General features: G+C 71.4%; 13 protein-coding genes and 1 pseudogene. 4 read left to right on the top strand and 10 right to left on the bottom strand.

Translation table 11 applies throughout. From position 1 onward, the window contains the following. On the bottom strand, positions 1–189 hold a 189-nt coding region (locus tag ACSU6L_RS41375), incomplete at its 3' end, for a hypothetical protein (protein ID WP_437065487.1). Between the two features lie 272 nt (positions 190–461). On the opposite strand from ACSU6L_RS41375, the gene tpg reads away from it, so the two are divergent. After that, complete coding sequence (gene tpg / locus ACSU6L_RS41370; RefSeq protein WP_437064686.1) at positions 462–1016, top strand: telomere-protecting terminal protein Tpg; 555 nt, start codon at positions 462–464, stop codon at positions 1014–1016. Positions 1017–1035: 19 nt separating this feature from the next. On the opposite strand, the gene ACSU6L_RS41365 is transcribed toward tpg, so the two are convergent. From ACSU6L_RS41365 to ACSU6L_RS41350, 4 genes are all read right to left on the bottom strand, one after another. Continuing rightward, positions 1036–1884, bottom strand: a complete 849-nt coding sequence (locus ACSU6L_RS41365; protein WP_437064685.1) for a hypothetical protein — start codon at positions 1882–1884, stop codon at positions 1036–1038. 273 nt (positions 1885–2157) lie between these two features. Beyond that, positions 2158–2901 (bottom strand): AAA family ATPase, encoded by a 744-nt coding sequence (locus ACSU6L_RS41360; RefSeq protein ID WP_437064683.1) that lies wholly within the window; start codon positions 2899–2901, stop codon positions 2158–2160. Beyond that, positions 2898–4589: a Mu transposase C-terminal domain-containing protein gene (locus ACSU6L_RS41355; protein ID WP_437065236.1), complete on the bottom strand. Its 1692-nt coding sequence runs from the start codon at positions 4587–4589 to the stop codon at positions 2898–2900. The genes ACSU6L_RS41360 and ACSU6L_RS41355 overlap by 4 nt, the downstream gene beginning before the upstream one ends. Positions 4590–4778: 189 nt before the next feature. Beyond that, a complete protein-coding gene (locus tag ACSU6L_RS41350; protein ID WP_437064682.1) occupies positions 4779–6119 on the bottom strand; it encodes an AAA family ATPase in 1341 nt (446 codons plus the stop codon). Between the two features lie 350 nt (positions 6120–6469). Between ACSU6L_RS41350 and ACSU6L_RS41345 the strand changes: the two are divergent. Further along, positions 6470–7485 (top strand): annotated as a pseudogene (locus ACSU6L_RS41345) (TniB family NTP-binding protein). Further along, a complete protein-coding gene (locus ACSU6L_RS41340) occupies positions 7482–7664 on the top strand; it encodes a hypothetical protein (protein WP_437065486.1) in 183 nt (60 codons plus the stop codon). Before ACSU6L_RS41345 ends, ACSU6L_RS41340 begins: the two are co-directional and overlap by 4 nt. Positions 7665–7971: 307 nt before the next feature. Here the strand turns inward: ACSU6L_RS41340 and ACSU6L_RS41335 are convergent, their stop codons facing one another. Next, a complete protein-coding gene (locus ACSU6L_RS41335) occupies positions 7972–8568 on the bottom strand; it encodes a TetR/AcrR family transcriptional regulator (RefSeq protein WP_437065484.1) in 597 nt (198 codons plus the stop codon). Between the two features lie 165 nt (positions 8569–8733). Between ACSU6L_RS41335 and ACSU6L_RS41330 the strand changes: the two genes are divergently transcribed. After that, positions 8734–9699 carry an alpha/beta hydrolase family protein gene (locus tag ACSU6L_RS41330; RefSeq protein WP_437065483.1) on the top strand — a complete coding sequence of 322 codons (966 nt, stop codon included), beginning with the start codon at positions 8734–8736 and terminating at the stop codon, positions 9697–9699. A gap of 2087 nt (positions 9700–11786) precedes the next feature. On the opposite strand, the gene ACSU6L_RS41325 is transcribed toward ACSU6L_RS41330, so the two are convergent. The 4 genes from ACSU6L_RS41325 to ACSU6L_RS41310 all read right to left on the bottom strand — a co-directional run bounded on the left by ACSU6L_RS41325 (position 11787) and on the right by ACSU6L_RS41310 (position 15555). Then, positions 11787–11942 carry a hypothetical protein gene (locus ACSU6L_RS41325; RefSeq protein WP_437065482.1) on the bottom strand — a complete coding sequence of 52 codons (156 nt, stop codon included), beginning with the start codon at positions 11940–11942 and terminating at the stop codon, positions 11787–11789. 50 nt (positions 11943–11992) lie between these two features. After that, positions 11993–12796, bottom strand: a complete 804-nt coding sequence (locus tag ACSU6L_RS41320) for a phosphatidate cytidylyltransferase (protein WP_437065481.1) — start codon at positions 12794–12796, stop codon at positions 11993–11995. Beyond that, positions 12793–14556, bottom strand: a complete 1764-nt coding sequence (locus ACSU6L_RS41315; RefSeq protein ID WP_437065480.1) for an aminotransferase class I/II-fold pyridoxal phosphate-dependent enzyme — start codon at positions 14554–14556, stop codon at positions 12793–12795. The genes ACSU6L_RS41320 and ACSU6L_RS41315 overlap by 4 nt, the downstream gene beginning before the upstream one ends. 723 nt (positions 14557–15279) lie before the next feature. Beyond that, positions 15280–15555 carry a hypothetical protein gene (locus tag ACSU6L_RS41310; RefSeq protein ID WP_437065479.1) on the bottom strand — a complete coding sequence of 92 codons (276 nt, stop codon included), beginning with the start codon at positions 15553–15555 and terminating at the stop codon, positions 15280–15282. Positions 15556–15778: the final 223 nt, after the last annotated feature.

Here is a 15778-nt window from a genome sequence, read left to right as displayed (position 1 = left end):
GACGATGGCATCCGCCTTGGTGAGGTCCTGAACGGCCGCCCCCGGCTCGGACACCGCTGCACTCAGCTTCTTGAAGGCGTCCCGCTTGGCTTTGAGTCCCTCGATATGAGCGCCGAGTCGGTCACGCTCGAGTTCGGCTTCACGGAGTTCGCGCTCGACGCTGGCGAGGTCCTCGCTGTAGGAGTTCATGAGGAGAAGACTATAGATACCTAGTAGGAGTTGGCTAGGTTTTCTTAAAGATGGACGCTGCTCGACCGGCTGGGTGCCGCGCGAACCCTACGGAGCGGCGATCAGGTTCAGTGAGACGAGCTCAGGCTCGAGATAGGACAGCAGGGCCGTTAGCCGAGGACCCGCAGGGATGTCTCGCGTACGCCGGAACTGGCCAAAGACAACGGGCGGGTGTGAAAGACCTGGGGGAGCAGACGGCCGCTGTGCGGCGGCAGAACGGCTCGGGGGCGGACATGGGGGAGATCGTCAAAGGGCTTGAGCGAGCGCTGATGAGCCGCCCGGTGCCTACTGGTGATGCCGCTGTGCGTTTCCTGCTCAGGGCGCAGAAGGGCTCCACGAAGAACGTGGCTGTCCTCCTGGGGATCTCCCAGCGCACCGTACAGAGGTGGGTCACGACCCGGCCGGGAATGCGTCGCCGTCCATGTGCTGTGCATGCGGGGTTGATCGATGAGGCCGTCAGGGCACGGTGGCAGCCCCTGGTGCGGGCCCGCCGACGGGCCCGGGCCGAGGCCGACGGATTTGTCTTCCACACCAGGGCGCGGTTCGGTTTCGCCGCTCCGGCAGGCTCGTCGGACGATCCGCGGGTACGGCTGATCACCCAGTACCTGTCGGGAGAAGTGGCCCGCGAGCTGTTCGCCGCCCGGGACGCCGGCGGGGGTGAGCAGCAGCAGATGGTGATCCTCGCCCGTGCTTTGGGGCATGCCTACTTCCGGGACGGAGGCCTGCGTGCCCATGGGCTCGGGATCGCCTTCACCGACGTGGAGTTCGCCGATTTCTCCATCGACTGACGTGCACGCGGGTTCGAGCTCAGAGCGAGGGCGGGACCTGGTGCCGTGTCAGCATCGTGTCGTAGCACTGGGCTTCCTTCCGTTCGCGCCAGTCCCACTGGATGCGGCCGACAGGGCCGGTGCGCTGACCGACAGGCGGCTGCGGCGGGCGGAGCCTGGCCGCCTCCGCCATGCGCAGCAGGTGGGTGCGGTCGTGGGGGCCGGCCAGCAGATGCTGGTCCTGGCCGGGTGCGAGCCGGGCGAAGGACACGGCGGCCTTCAAGAAGACGCGTGCCCACGGCGGCACCCGGTGTGAGGCGCAGCCGTCGGTGTAGCGGGCGCGGTCGTGCAGGGCCAGGGTGGCCGCGGTGTCGTCGTAGTCGCCGGGGCGGGCGGTGGCGAGCTGTTGGAAGGAGGCGCCGGTAAAGAGCGCGGCAGCGAGGGCGGCGGCCAAGCGGGGGTGGGCGGTCACGGTGGAGAGACGTCGGGCGACCTCCTGGACTGCCTGCTCGGTGAGGGGTGTCGGTGGCGGGCGGTGCCGGAAGGTGATCGGCGGCGGTACGCACGGAGCGGTACAGGGGGCGGGGCTGTCGTAGGAGACCAGGCGGTCCAGCGCGGGCAGGGTGAGCCACCGATCTGTCGGTCGGGCGGGCTCGTCCGCAGGCGGGTAAACGGCAGCGGTTGTGCCGTAGTAGTGGCGGCGGGCGGCCTGGAAGTCGGCGGTGATGACGTAGTCGGCCGTCTGCAGGGCCTGTTGCAGGGCGGCAGGCAGGTGAGGGCGGTGGCAGACCAGGGTCGGGTGGATACCGGTCAGGGCGCGCAGTTGCAGAAGGCGCATCGTGCGGCGGGCGGTGAGGCGGTGGGCGCGCAGGACGGTCAGCCGGTTCACGGGCAGGGCGTTGATCCAGGCGGTGGCGGCTTCCCAGGCGGGCTGGCGGCCGGCGGGGAAACGGCCCGGGAGCAGGGGCGGTTTGCCAGGGCGGCCAGAAGGTCGTGGGCGAGGCCGGTTTCGCTGGTGGTGCCCGGGCCGGGGTGCAGGGTGATCCGGCCGGACGGCGGATGGTGGGCGGCCAGGGCGCTGTGCGTGTGAACCGCGTCATCGCCCGGGTCGAGGACCACGGCGACGGACGGTGTCACGGCTGGCGGCATGGCGACGTGGTGGTCAGGCGAGGCGGCTGAAGGCCCAGCGCAGCAGCTCCTGATCCACACGGGGGCGCCCGGTGCGGGCCAGGGCGGTGCGAGTGTGCGCGGTCAACTGCGCCCAGGCACGGAAGTTGCCATGCGCGGCGTGCTGGTCGGCGAACGTGATGTCGTCGGGGTCGGCGTCGGCCCAGACCGGATGGAACAGCGGGATGGCCTCGAGGACCTCGCTGGGGGTGAGGCGGGTGAAGTGCTGCCAGATGAAGATGCGGGAGGACAGCATCGGCTCGCGGCGCAGCACGGTGTGGCAGCCCTCCCCGCCGACGAAGATGACCGCGAGCTGGGTGGCCGGTTCGTCCCACAGGTAGCGGAAGTACTCGAATGCCTCCCCGTTGAGCCACTGGGCCTCGTCCACGAGGAAGGTGCGGGGGCGTTCAGCCAGGGCGGTTTTCAGCAGGCGGTCGAATTCACTTGGATGGCGCGGCGGTTCACCGGCCAGGTCGAGCGCGGTGAACAGCTCGTAGCGCACCGCACGGGCAGTGGGACGGGCCCGGAAAGTGATCTTGCGGACGTCCTCGTGCGGTTCGAGTCCGCGCAGACAGATGTTGACGGCGAGCGTCTTACCGAAGCCGGCGCCGCCGTGGATGCACATCATGGCGCGGGCGGCGACGGTGTCGGCGATGTTCTCGCGGGCAGTGAGCAGAGCGCGGGTGGTGACCACGGACGCATCGGGCAGGTCGACGTACTGGTAGGTGGCCGCGGTCACGAGGCATCTCCGTCTTCAGCGTTCTGTGCAGTGGGTTCGAGTGGGCGGTCGGCAGCAGGTTCGGACGGGACGGGAGCAGGCCGGCCGGGCGTGGTCCGGGTGGCGAGGGAGGGCGGGGTGCGCCAGTCGGCTGGGGGCGCGGCGGGCGGGATGAGGTCCGGCAGCGCCAGCTTCGAGGCGTCGGTGTGCTCAACGGTGGCCAGTTCGTGCCCGGCTTGAGCGGAGGTGAGGGCTCCCAGCCGCTGAGCCGGCCCGGCCGTGGTGGCCGGGGCGAAGCGCTGTCGGCGCAGCGTCTCGGCAGCTTTCACCTCGGCGCGCAGACGTCGGGCACGTTCCGCCCGGGCCGTGCGCAGGGCCTCGAGTTGTTCGGGGGTGGCCGCGTCCGCAAGGTGCGCAGGCCCGAGATACCCGCCGCTCGCGTCACAGATGTCGATCTCGTGATCGTGGTGCGGCATATAGCGCACTGTGACGGTACGGCTGGCCTGGCCCGTCATCCATGGGGCAATGTAGGTGCGCCCGCGCCACCGCACGCCGTGGCTGGTCAGCTTCCGCGGGCGGCCGTCGTCCTCGAGGGTGAACGTCCACAGGTCGGCGGCGGGGACGTCCGTGACAGGAGTCGGATCGGCCTGCCATGCCTCAAGCGGCGTACGGCCGGACAGCGCCTGGGGCCGGTGCTCGGTGTTCCACCAGTCTGTCCAGGCCAGCACTTCCGCTGTGAAGTCCTGAAACGACATGGCACCGGACGTATCCGGCTTGCGGCCCGCGCCTTTGCGTCGCCGGCCGGAGCGGGGCTTGGCGGGGGTGAGGGTGTAGCCGGGCAGGGCCGCGAACAGCATCCGGTCGACAGCCCGGTTGAGATTTTCCACCGTGCCCTTGAGATGGGGGCTGTAGGCGGGAAGGTCCTTCACCGTCACGCCCATCGTGCCGAACGCGGCAGTTACGGTGGTCGACAGGAAGTCCTTGCCCCGGTCCACCCTCACCTGCTCCGGTGTCCCTCCCGCGGGGCCGTAGGGCTCCTCACGCAGCACAGCGGCGCGCAGCGCGACCAGCACGGAGGCGCGGGAAGGGACGCCAGGAGTGACCGCAGTGCCGGTGATGACTTTGGTGGCGGTGTCGATGAACCAGGTCACCCACGGGCGCACCAGGTCGCCGTCGGCATCGACCAGCAGCGGTGCCTGGACGTGATCGGCCTCCCACACGTGATTGCGCCAGGAGGCCGCCCGTTTGCCGAAGACGTCGTGCGCGCGTGCCGCGTCCGGTCCCTCGGCAAGACCGGCCCGCTCCCCCGCGGTGAGATCACGACGCACTGCGCGCAGGAACGTCGACAGCGACGGCACCGGGTCCAGCAGCGGCACCGCAGCCGGCGGGGCGCCCGCGGGAGAAGCCGCGGATTCCGACGCCGTCGTCGGCTGACCGTCACGGCCGCCGGTCTCGGCCCGGGCCACCAACTGGCGGTGGACCGCAGAAGCGTTGCCGTGCCAGTACGCCAACAGCACCCGGATCTCCCTGGTGATCTCGAACCGGTCACCGCTGCGTTCCCCGGGGCAGATCGCGGCCCGGGGCGACCGTGAGGCCTCAGCCAGCCACCGCCACACCGTCCGCTCCGACACCCCCAGGCACTCCCCGGCCAGGCGCACATGCTCCCGCGACAGCCGCCGCTCGACGCGCAGCGCCAGCAGACGACGCACCGCCGGCGCCCGCAACGCCGTCAAAGACACCTCCCCCAGAACACCAGCCGGATCCTGCGGCGGTGCCATCGGCTGCCCGTCCACGCCGTGCCCCTCCGTCCCTTCCACTTCCATGGAGAGCGCGTCTTCGTTCACCTCGTCGGAACAGATGAAGGCCCCGTACACGAGCCCTCCGAGCAGCCCGGACCGTCACGGGTAGGGGCCAAGACGCGCGCAGGCCTGCTCGATCAGCTCCCGGTCCACACGCCGTGCGGGGCCGCGCTCGCGGGCCGCGTAGACATGCGACGTGATCTTCGCCCACGTGCGGAAATTGCCGCGCGCCATCTGCTCGTCCGCCCGCGCAAGGTCGTCCGGGTCCGCCTGCGCCCACACGGGATGGAAAAGAGTCAGCGTCTGCGGCACTTGAGACGGATCAAGCCGGCCGACCTGATGCCAGGTCAGCACTCGCGAGCGCAACGCCGAAGCACGGGCGAGGGCCCGCTCGCTTCCAGCCCCACACAGCACCAGCGCCGCCGCACAGCCCGGCGCGTCCCACAACTGCCGCAGATAATCCATCAATGGCGGCGTCAGCCGCTGGGCGTCATCGATGAACAGCACACCCGGCTCGGCCAGCGCCCGCGTCAGAGCCTGGCTGGCCGGCCCGGCCCGGTGCGGCAGCGCCCCCGACGGCAGCCCGAGCGCTTCACACAGCGAGGCCCGCAGCTGCGGCAGACCGGGCGCCACGCCGGCCACCGCCCGCCACACCCGCACCCGGCCGGGCAGAAGATGCAACGACTGCTCGACGGCGACCGTCTTCCCCAGGCCCGTATCCCCGTACACACAGCACATCCCGCGGGCCGCGACCGTATGCCCCACAGCCTCCGCCACACCGGCCACCTGCCGTGTGGACACCAGCCGGGCCCCCGGCACGTACAACCGCACCCCGCCGCCCCGCACCCCCGCATCCGCGGCGCCCTCCGGCACCGGCACGTCGGCGGGCGGCCCGTCGACAACAAGCGGACCACCCGCCCCGTCCACCAAACCCAAATCCGCCAGTGCCCGGTCATACCGGCTCGGCTCCAGCCCCACCCTGGCCCCCGCCGGACGAGCCACTTCAAGAACCCGGCCCGCCCCCAGATCCCGCTTGATCACGCGGTGCAACGTCGGCAGCGAGGGCACACACTCCGCATCCCACTCCTCCAACGCCCCCTCTTGCTGGGCCCGGAGCATCCTGCGCCGCAACTCCGCTACGTTCCCACCCGCCTCAGCGAGGACCTCCCACAAGGCGTCGCTCAGCGAAAACCCGTCCTGCCGCGGCCGCGCCTCGACATGCCCCCGGCGTCCATCGGCCAGCCACCGCCACACCGTCCGCTCCGACACACCCGCCAGCTCCGCCGCGATCCGCACATGCAGCGCCGACAGCGTCCCCTCCCCATCCACCGCAAGAAGCCGCCGTACCACCACACCCCGCGCCAACGACGCACCCCCGGCCGGCACAACAGCAGCCGATCCCACCCCGGCCCCACCCGCCGAAACCCCCTGAACCGTCATACGGCCCAGCCCACCCGACCCCGCCAGCCCCTCACATAGGAACAGCGAAAGCCATGACAGCCAGCAACCAACCTGCTAGCCGCCCCACAACATCTGCTTGGTCACCCCATGACAGCAACCACAACCCCGCCCCACACCCCCTACCAGGACATCCACACCACGAGCCCGCTGACGCCCACCCGCTGCCACCCCACCGCCCAATCACACGCCGAAGCGGAAGCCGAGCAGTGGTGGACGCCTCGCCGTGCACGGGCGATGCACCGGCCGGTGGGTCCCCGTCGACAGCGGACCGGTCTCCCGGTGCTGCGGCAAGCGCCGGCGGCGACGCCCCTGATCCGCAGCCCCAGTCGGTGACCACGTGGGACGGCTTCCAGGCCTTCGCCACCACCCCCGTGGCGGCTCCTCCCCCACCCGGGGCGCCGCGCCGCAGCCTCGAGGAACGCCTGGCCTACCACTCGCGGTTCGTCACCGTGCGCACCCCAGCCATCGACACCCTCGTCAAGAACGTGCGCACCCTGATGATCCTCGGCCGCCACCAGACGGTCACCGCACGGCCATCCCTGATCGTCACCGGCCCCGCCGGCGCCGGGAAAACCACCGCCCTGCTCCAAATCGGGCGCGCCTCCCACCTGGCCCACACCCGACGCCACGGCGCCACGGCAGCAGCCGGGCGGGTCCCGGTCGCCTACGTCCTGGTCCCGCCCGCCGCCAGCGCCAAGACCCTGGCCACCGAGTTCGCCCGCTACCTCGGCATCCCCGTCGCCGTCGGCATGTCCCAGGCCCAGATCACCAACGCCGTCTGCCACACCTACATCGCTGCCCGGGTGCAGCTGGTGATGATCGACGAAATCCACCGGCTCAATCCCCGCACCACCACCGGCGCCCAGAGCGCCGACCTGATCAAAGGCGCGGCCGGGAGGAGCACCGCTCCTTCCGGCCGCACCTCACCGAACGCATCGGCGCCACCTTCGTCTACGCCGGTATCGACGTCGCCACCACACCCCTGTTCACGGGGGTACGCGGCGCACAGCTCGCCGGACGCGCCTCCCTCGTCGACTGCGCCGCCTTCCCCGCCCGCCTCGGCGACAGCGAACCCTTCCGCGAGCTCGTCAAGGCGATGGAGGCCGCGCTCGACCTGCGCCACCACCGGCCCGGGACCCTCCCCAAGCTGGCCCCGTACCTGCACGAGCGCACCGCCGGCCGCATCGGCAGCCTTGCCCGCCTCATCCGCCAGGCCGCCATCACCGCCCTGGTCGACGGCACCGAACGCATCACCAAAACCACCCTCGAAGCCATCCGCCTCGACCACCTCGCCGAACAGCACTACCGACCCCGCACCCGGCCCCGGGATAGCAGCACCCCGTGAGCCGGACAGACGTCGCGGCCCGTGCCCGAGCCGCGACCGTCCCCGCGCAGCCCAGCGTCGTCACCGCAGGGGCGTGGCTGCGGATCCCGTCAGCAGCACCGGGCGTGTTCCGCGTGCGGCCGCTGCTCGGCGAGGCGACCGCCTCATACGGCCAGCGCCTCGCCGACACCTACAGCTGACGTTCCCCCACTCCTCGACAGCGCCGGCGTCACCCTGACCGGCCACGGCACGCTACGGACAGCCGAACTCCACCTCAGCCCTGCCCCCTGCCACCACCTCGCCGCCCTGGCTTTGTTCACGAGTCACGACAGCAGATGTTCACGACGTTGAGCAGCGTCCTTGTGATGTCGTGTTCGATGTTCATGAGGAACGACAGCACCAGTTCAGGGGTGCTGCTGCCTGCCGGCGTCTCCGGCTGTTGAGAGGCGGCCGCTCAGCTCGCGTGGAAGTCGCGGAGGGGCCGGGTCGCGATGTCGCTCGTCGGCATCAGGACGCATGAGGTCGCTGGAGTCCTTGGAGGAGGAGAGCGATCAGGCGTCGGGGGTCGTAGCGGGGGTCGTTGTCGCGGCCGATACAGAGGTTGCCGATGCCGCGCATCAACTCGTACGGCTGCGTGCCGGGCCTGATGTCGCCGGCCTCGACCGCAGCGTCGAGCAGTTGGGCGCAGACGGGCAGCAGGCGGTCGAGGAAGTAGGCGTGCAGCGCGGCGAAGCGGTCGTTGTCGGACTGCAGGGCGTCGGCGAGTCCGTGCTTGGTGACGAGGAAGGCGACGAAGAGGTCGATCCACTGGCGCAGTGCTTCGAGTGGGGAGTCGGCACTGGCCAGCAGGTTCGGGCCGGCCTCGGCGCATGCCTCGATCTGGTGGTGGTAGACGGCTGTGACGAGATCCGCCCGGGTCGGGAAGTGGCGGTAGATCGTGGCCATCCCGACGCCCGCCCGTGCCGCGATCTGGCGGATCGGCGCGTCGACGCCGGAGGTGACGAACACCTCGGCGGCGGCAGCGAGCACCGCCTCCCGGTTGCGCTGGGCGTCGGCCCGCTTGCCCCGGGACGGCGACTTCCCTGCAGGGCTGTCGGTGGTCACCGTGTACTCCTTCCACACCGATTGACAAAGCGGAGCAGTGATCCGGATACTAAGTGGAGCACCGCTCCGTTTCAGCTTAGTCGAAGCGGATGCCCCTGTCCGCCCTGCCCGTCGCCCGTCGCAGCAGACCGGCAAAGGCAGGTGCCACCGGAAGGAAAGCCCCTCGTGAGCACATCCACTGCCACCAGCGCCGACGCCTTTGGCGCGCCCGTCCCGGTCCTGTCCTTCAGCCCCGTAGTGCTCTCCGTGCCCGGACGTCCCGTGGACCTCCAGGTGCGCGTCTCCGCGCCCGCAACGGGAACCGGCCTCCCCGTCATCCTCCTCTCCCACGGTCACGGCCCCTCGAACAACCTCTCCTCGCTCAACGGCTACGCGCCGCTCGCCAACTTCTGGGCCGCTCACGGATTCGCCGTCGTTCAGCCCACCCACCTCACCTCCCGGACACTGAGCCACCTGGTCGCCGACGCACCCGGCGCACCCGACTTCTGGCGCTCCCGCGCCGAGGACATGACCCACATCCTCGATCGGCTCGACGTGATCGAGCGCACCGTGCCGCAGCTCGCGGGGCGGATCGACCCCACCAAGGTCGCCGTCGTCGGACACTCGCTCGGCGGCTTCACCGCCGCCCTCCTGCTGGGCGCCGGGCTCAGCGACCCCGACACCGGCAGCGTGGTGCACCTCGTCGAGCCCCGGATCAAGGCAGGCGTACTGCTCGCCGCGCCCGGCAGAGGTGGCGAAGTCCTCAACGGGCCCATGGCCGAGCAGTGGCCGATCATCGGGGCCGTCGACTTCTCCACCATGACCGCGCCCGCGCTGGTCGTCGCCGGCGACAAGGACGATTCCCGGCACTTCACAGACATGGGGCCAGACTGGCACGCCGACCCCTACACCCTCGCCCCTGGCCCCAAGACCCTGCTCACCCTGTTCGACGCGGAGCACGGACTTGGCGGGATCGCCGGATACGACGCCGCCGAGACGACGGACGAGAACCCCGAGCGAGTCGCCGCCCTCGCCCGGCTCACCGCGGCCTACCTAAGCACCCAGCTTCACCCCGGCACCCCTACGTGGCCGAACGAATGCAAGGCACTGACGACCGGCCCCGACCCGGTAGGACGAGTCGAATCCAAGTAAGCCTCCCACCCCCATAGTCAGCCTGCCGGGCGAGGCGGAAAGGCGCATCGGGACAGTCAGCGGGCTCGTACTCGACGACGGTGTCCGGGCAGCCGGCCGCCATGGTCTGAAGTGCCTCGGCATCCAGGGCCCTCGGCCGCAATCGGCTGCCTCCGCACTGCCCGGACTCCTGCACCGTTCGAATCGCAGCCGACCGCGCACACTGCTCAAACTGGTGAACAACTGCTGCCGGTACTCGCGAACAGAGCCACCGCCCTGACCCGCATCCCACTCCCCCACCTGACGCGCGCCCTGCCCCGCCTCGCCCCCAACGACGACGCCCACCACACCGCAGCCGCCGCACGCTGGAAACGGCTCGAGGCCGAGCACCAGCCCGTCCGCGCCTGCACCCTGTGCACCCGCCACCGCAGTCACGGCACCACCGACACCGCCTGGGGTTCATCGGCCACCGCACCGGCTGGTGTGCCCGCGCCACCACCCCCGACCCACGACTCACCACCACCGTGCGCACCCAAGGCGTGCCCGAACTCGCCACGGCACACCACGCCCACCAGCGCCTCCTACGACACCCCCGCGCCGCCACCGCCTGGACCACAGCACGCGCCATCACCACCCGCTGGTACGACCACCAGCAACACCTCACCCACCGCTGGCGCACCCGCCTGACCCCAGCTCTACGCGACCTACCCGCACCTCACCACCACGGGCAGCGCCTCCCCCGCACTCCTGACCCGCGACCTGATCACCTACCCCGAAACCGTCGCCCTCGCCCGCACCCCCGCCACCCTGCCCAACCAGCCACACCTCATCACCGACGGCCGCCCTCGCCCACATCGCCCGCCGCCTCAGCCTGCCCCGCTTCACCCCCGCCGCCCACGACCCACTCCACGCCTACCTAACCCACACACGCCGCTGACCACCGCCCAACCCAGCGAATACATACGGCCGCCTACAGACGTGCCAACACACCCACCGGAAAAACAAAATCATTCCCACACGACTACAGGACCACAGGCCAACCACCCGAACAGCAAAACCGAACAGCCCAGCAGACCACGCCCAGCACGCACCGACGCGACCGCTCCAGCCGCTCCGAGTCCCAGACCAAAGACAAGACACCAGACCAAAGCAACTCAAAGTCCTGAAGATCCCTGATCCGTCACACCAGCGCTCGCGGGTCGCAACGCTCTCGCCTGAGCGGGTGGAGCAGTTCTGCGTCATCGGGATGCGATGGGCGTAGAACCTTGACCCAGGTCACCCTCACCTTGGGTGCCGATTCCCCCATAACCAAGATGTAAGGGCCAGCGCGCACCGAGGCGCTAACAGTTCTACAAGGTGCGAAGGTCCAGATCAGATGACCTGGACTTCGTCACGGGCGGGGACCGTGCCCAGTCACCGACTCTCTCACCGGTATTCGACCCCCTAGACGCCTACCGACAGGGGCCTGGACCGCTTGGTCCGGGCCTTCGCCGCGCCTTGGAACCCTCTCCCTTCACTGCTGTCGGGCCAACTGCTCCCGGCCCTACGGGGTGAAGAGGCCAACCCCGCAGGACGATGCAAGCACCTGAGACCTGTCACTGTCCGCCCGCCATTCGAACTCGCCTGGAGGCAGTACCAATGACCACTCGCCAGACACCCCGGGCAACCCACGCGCCGGTCGCCGCTACGCTGAGCCCGCCCGCCTGGGCCGGGCCGCGACCCCGCAGGGACACTCTCAGGCAGAGAGCCGCCGCAGGACCGCCGTCCGCGCGGCGCGCGCCACACGGACGGCACGGACGACACCATCGCAGGTGTCCGCTGTCCTCGACCCCTCTGCTCAGGGGAGCAGCATCATGACCCGGGACAACGTTCCCGCGCCCGTCCAACCGCCCGACCCCGCGCCCGCCCCGCAGCAGCCCGCTGTCGCAGCCTGACCGCCGCGACAGCCCAGGGCGCCGCCCGGTCCATCACGGCCCGGCTGGTCGACAAGTTCCTCACCAACCCGCCCGACTGGCCCAAAGCCCTCTGGCACGCGCTGCCCCGGCCCTGGGAGTAGTCACCGCGGCCGGGCAGGAAGCAGCCCCTGCCCGGCACCGCCGCTCCTGTCGTCAGGCGGCGCTGGACACGTGGGCAGGGCCGCCGCGCCGTTCCACCCGCCGCGGGTCGTCCAGGGTGGCCTCCGGGTCGGCGACGCCGGCGCCCTCGAGGAACACGACCAGGGCGTGGTCGCTGTAGGCGGTGCCGGGGAAGAGCGGCCGCGTCACAGAAGCTGAGCCAAAGCCCCTTGCCGCGTACGAAGCCACCGTCCCGTGGCTCACTCCAGCACCAAGAGCACCGCCAGAGCGAGGAGGAGGGAGTCGATCCGGTCGAGGATGCCGCCGGAGCCGGGCAGCCACCGGCCGGCGTCCTTGGCGCGGGCACCCCGCTTGACCATCGACTCCAGCAGGTCCCCGAGCGGGCCGCCGACCGCCACGGCCGCCGCCGTCTGCCACGTCAGGGAGGACAGCACGGCCAGCGTGAGGAGACCGGCCGCGGCGCCGGCCAGCGTGCCGCTCCACCGCTTGGCGGGCGACAGCGGGGAGAGCCGGGGGCCGCCGATCCGGCGGCCCGCCGCGTACGCGACGATGTCGGCGATCGACACGGCCACGAACAGAACGAGGCCGAGGGCGCCGGACGATACGAGGCCGGCCAGGACGCCCAGCCACACGAGCCCCAGCAGGCCCGCCCCCATGCGGCGAAGTCCGTGCTCCGCGTCGCCTGAGAGCAACGGCACCCCGGCGATCGCAAGCGCCCCGGCCGCCGCCGTCCGAAGCACCTCCCCGGGGGCCAGCCAGGCGGTCAGGACGAGTCCGACGATCGCCGCGCCCAGCACCGTCCGGTCCACCCGCCCCAGCCGGAGCAGCCCGCCGAACTCCGCCACCGCGACCACACCGGCCACGGCCGCGAGCAGCGCGATCCCCGGTGGACCGAGCCAGAACGCGGCGGTCACCAGGGGCACTGCGAACGCCCACACGCACCAGCGGACCATCAGTTCCCCGCGCCGGGTCGCCGCCACCGCGACGCCCCCGACCGCCAGTGCCCCGCCGAGGTACGGCACGAGATGGGCGACCGTCGTCACCGCGAGGCCCGCCCCGGCGCGCCCGGCACCACTGCGGCCGGCGCGCGCAGTGCGTCCAGGGCGCTCCGGCACGCGGCCACGATCCGCGCGTTCTCCGCCGTGTCGCGGACGGCGATCCGGACGGTCCGCCCCTCGTACGCCGGGGACATCGGCGACAGGTCACGCAGGAACACGTCGTGCCGCCGGCATGCACGCACCAGCTGCGCCGCGCTCGGCCCGGCCGGCGGCAGGGTCACCGTGAGGAAGTTCGCCACCCCCTCGTCGACCGAGGAGAACCCGTCCAGCTGTTCGAGGTCGTACGCCAGTCCCCGGCGCAGCACATGGGTGCGGGCCCAGCGCTGCGCGTAGTACGCGGGGTCGCGCAGCGCCGTCACGGCGGCCAGCTGGGCCGGCAGGCTCACGGGCCACGGCGGCGTCCAGCGCCGCAGTTCCCCGGCCGTCCGCGGATCGGCCACCAGGTACGCGGCCCGCATCCCCGACAGCGCGTACATCTTCGACAGCGAGGTGCAGACCACGACCCTGGCGTCGACCGCGGCGAGCCCGGCAAGCGAGTCCGCCGGATCGGCATAGCCCAGGTACGCCTCGTCGATCCACCACCGGGTCCGCACGGGCGAGGCCTCGATCACCGCGCGCAGCGCGTCGGCCGGGGCGTGGCGGCCGGTCGGGTTGTTCGGGTTGACCACCACGACGAGGTCGTACCGTCCGTCGCCGGTCACGGTGGCGAGCCGGGCCGGGTCGAGCAGCCAGCCGTCCTCCCGGCGCAGCTGGAGCCGGTCGACGCGGCAGCCGATCACCCGCTCGGTGACGTGGGCGTACTCCCCATAGCCCGGATCGAGCAGGAGCACCCGGCTGCCCGGCGTGAGCCACCGGCCGAACGCGCGGAAGATCAGATCGGACGAGCCCGCCCCGACGACCAGCGACTCCACCGGCAGCCCGCGGACCTGGGCGATCTCCGCGAGGAGTCCCTCCGCGCCCGTCGGCGGTGAGGTCCGGGCCGCCCACCCCGGATCCTCCGAGAGGACCGCTCGGACCCCCGGGGACGGCGGGAACCAGGCGTCCAGCACATCCGCCGCGACCACATCGTGACGGCGGGTCAGGGTGCGGAAGTCGGTGCCGATCGCCCGGAAGAACGCCCCGCCGTGCTCACAGCCATCCGCACGCGGCGCGAAGGGCACGTCGAGCCGCCAGTCGAGGCCCGTCCGCAGCCGCTGCAGGACCCGGCCATGGCGCTCCGTGACCGTCCTCGTCAGCTCGGCCACAAAGCCGCTGAGCACCTCGAAGGAGACCGCGCCCGAGCGGACCGTGCGTCCCACCGGCCGCAGCCCGGCGGCGAGGTACATGTCGAGCAGCTCCGTGCGTCCCATCCCCACCACCCGGCGGCCGCCCCGCGCCGCGACCCAGCGCAGCGCCGCGTACATGAGCAGTGGCGCCGCCGCGGTGGACCGCCAGTGCTCCTCGACGGTCAGGAGGCGGATCTCGAACGGCGCCTCCTCGGTCAGGACCGGCAGGTCCTCGCGCGTCAGGTACTTGTCGAGGGAGTAGCGGCCGGCCCACGGCGGGGTGAGGCTGACGAAGCCGATCCGCGTCTCGCCGCGCGCGGCCACGAGATAGACGTTGTCGCCGTCGAGTCCGTCACTCAGCCTTCCCGACGGATCCACCGGATGCTGGCCGAGCTCCTTCGCGTACACGCGGTGGCGCAGTTCGTGGATCCAGTCGTGATCCCCAGGCGTGGCAGTGCGCAGCTGCAGGGCGTGGTCCATGCGTTTTATCCCCCTGAGACGGTCCTGTGTTCGCCCCCAGCATGGAAGAGTTGGGCAGGCGGCACCTGAGTACGCGTACTCAGCCGGACAACGCAGGAGTTGGAAGCGGTCCAGGTCAGGGCCGGGTCCATGGAACAGGTGCCGAACCACCGGCGCCCGCCGTGCCCCGGCACGGATCTCTTTGCCCGGGGTGCGCCCGTCGAAGGCCCAGGCCCTGGCCTCGATGCCGCCGCCCAGGTCGATGGTGGCGGCAGCCGCAGTAGGGGTGATCTTGCGCTGCCTGCCGGTGCCGCCCCCGCTTCTTCTCCGCTGCGGCGACGGCGGAACCGGAGGGGTTGACCAGGGTAGGGGTGGTGGAAGCTGCAGCCGGCGAGCGCGCTCGCCCCGACGGTGCCGAGTCCGGCGAGCAGGAGCGAGCGGCGGTTGATGCTGTTCACAGGGCTGAGTCCTCTTGTTCGAGCTGCATGTGGTCACGGCGAAGAAGGCACACGGGTGCCGTGGGCGCGGCCTACGGCCTGTCGTTTGGATCATTCCGGCGTCGCGGAGTCCGGCACGCACTCCCCCAAGCTCTTCGAGCAGGGGGGACCCCCAGCCGCGTTGTCGTCACTCGCCGACGCGCCACGTCGACTCCCTCCTCCGCCTCGCAGCTGCACGCACCAGACCCCGCTCGGCTCGGCCGGGCCGCACCGTCCCTCGCAGCCGGCCTGATCCAGACGACAGGCCTCAGATGCGCAGTTGGGAGAGGACCGCAAGGTCGGGCGGTGCACGGCTGACCGTCCGTGCGGGCAGAGGGTCGGGCTGAGCCAGGTGCGGGCTCTCCGGTGCCTCGGCGTGGCCCGGGGGCGGTACGGGGAGCTTGACGGTGCCGACGTTCGCGGCAGTGCAATGCTGCATGCCGGAGTTGGCGCAGGCGCTGCTGTCGATGCCGTGGAGGAGCACACCCAGCGAGTGGTCCGCGTGGGGCTCGGTGGCAGCGGGCGGGGTCATCGTGCCGGACATGCGGTGTCCGGCGTGCGTGATTGACGGTTCAGCGTGCAGGGCTGACGGCCGCGTTTCATGGTGGGCCAGCACGGTGAGCGCAGTGAGCAGGGCGATGACGGCGGCGTGTGCCCAGTGGGCGGCAGGGGCGCGGGCTTCACGTTCGCCATCGCCTCAGCCCGGGCTCGTCTTGGCCGAGCCCGTCGCAGGGCTCGAGCCGCGCTCAATATACCCCCGCGGGGTT

Origin of the sequence: Streptomyces sp. enrichment culture (assembly GCF_964272855.1) — a bacterium.
Lineage (GTDB): Bacteria > Actinomycetota > Actinomycetes > Streptomycetales > Streptomycetaceae > Streptomyces.
Note: the sequence above shows the minus strand (reverse complement) of the source record. Positions and strands in the feature narration are given on the sequence as shown.

Coding starts and splice junctions, on each gene's coding strand:
- tpg (WP_437064686.1), top strand. CDS start 462: ATGGGGGAGATCGTCAAAGGGCTTGAGCGAGCGCTGATGAGCCGCCCG.
- ACSU6L_RS41350 (WP_437064682.1), bottom strand. CDS start 6,119: ATGACGGTTCAGGGGGTTTCGGCGGGTGGGGCCGGGGTGGGATCGGCT.
- ACSU6L_RS41315 (WP_437065480.1), bottom strand. CDS start 14,556: ATGGACCACGCCCTGCAGCTGCGCACTGCCACGCCTGGGGATCACGAC.
- ACSU6L_RS41310 (WP_437065479.1), bottom strand. CDS start 15,555: ATGTCCGGCACGATGACCCCGCCCGCTGCCACCGAGCCCCACGCGGAC.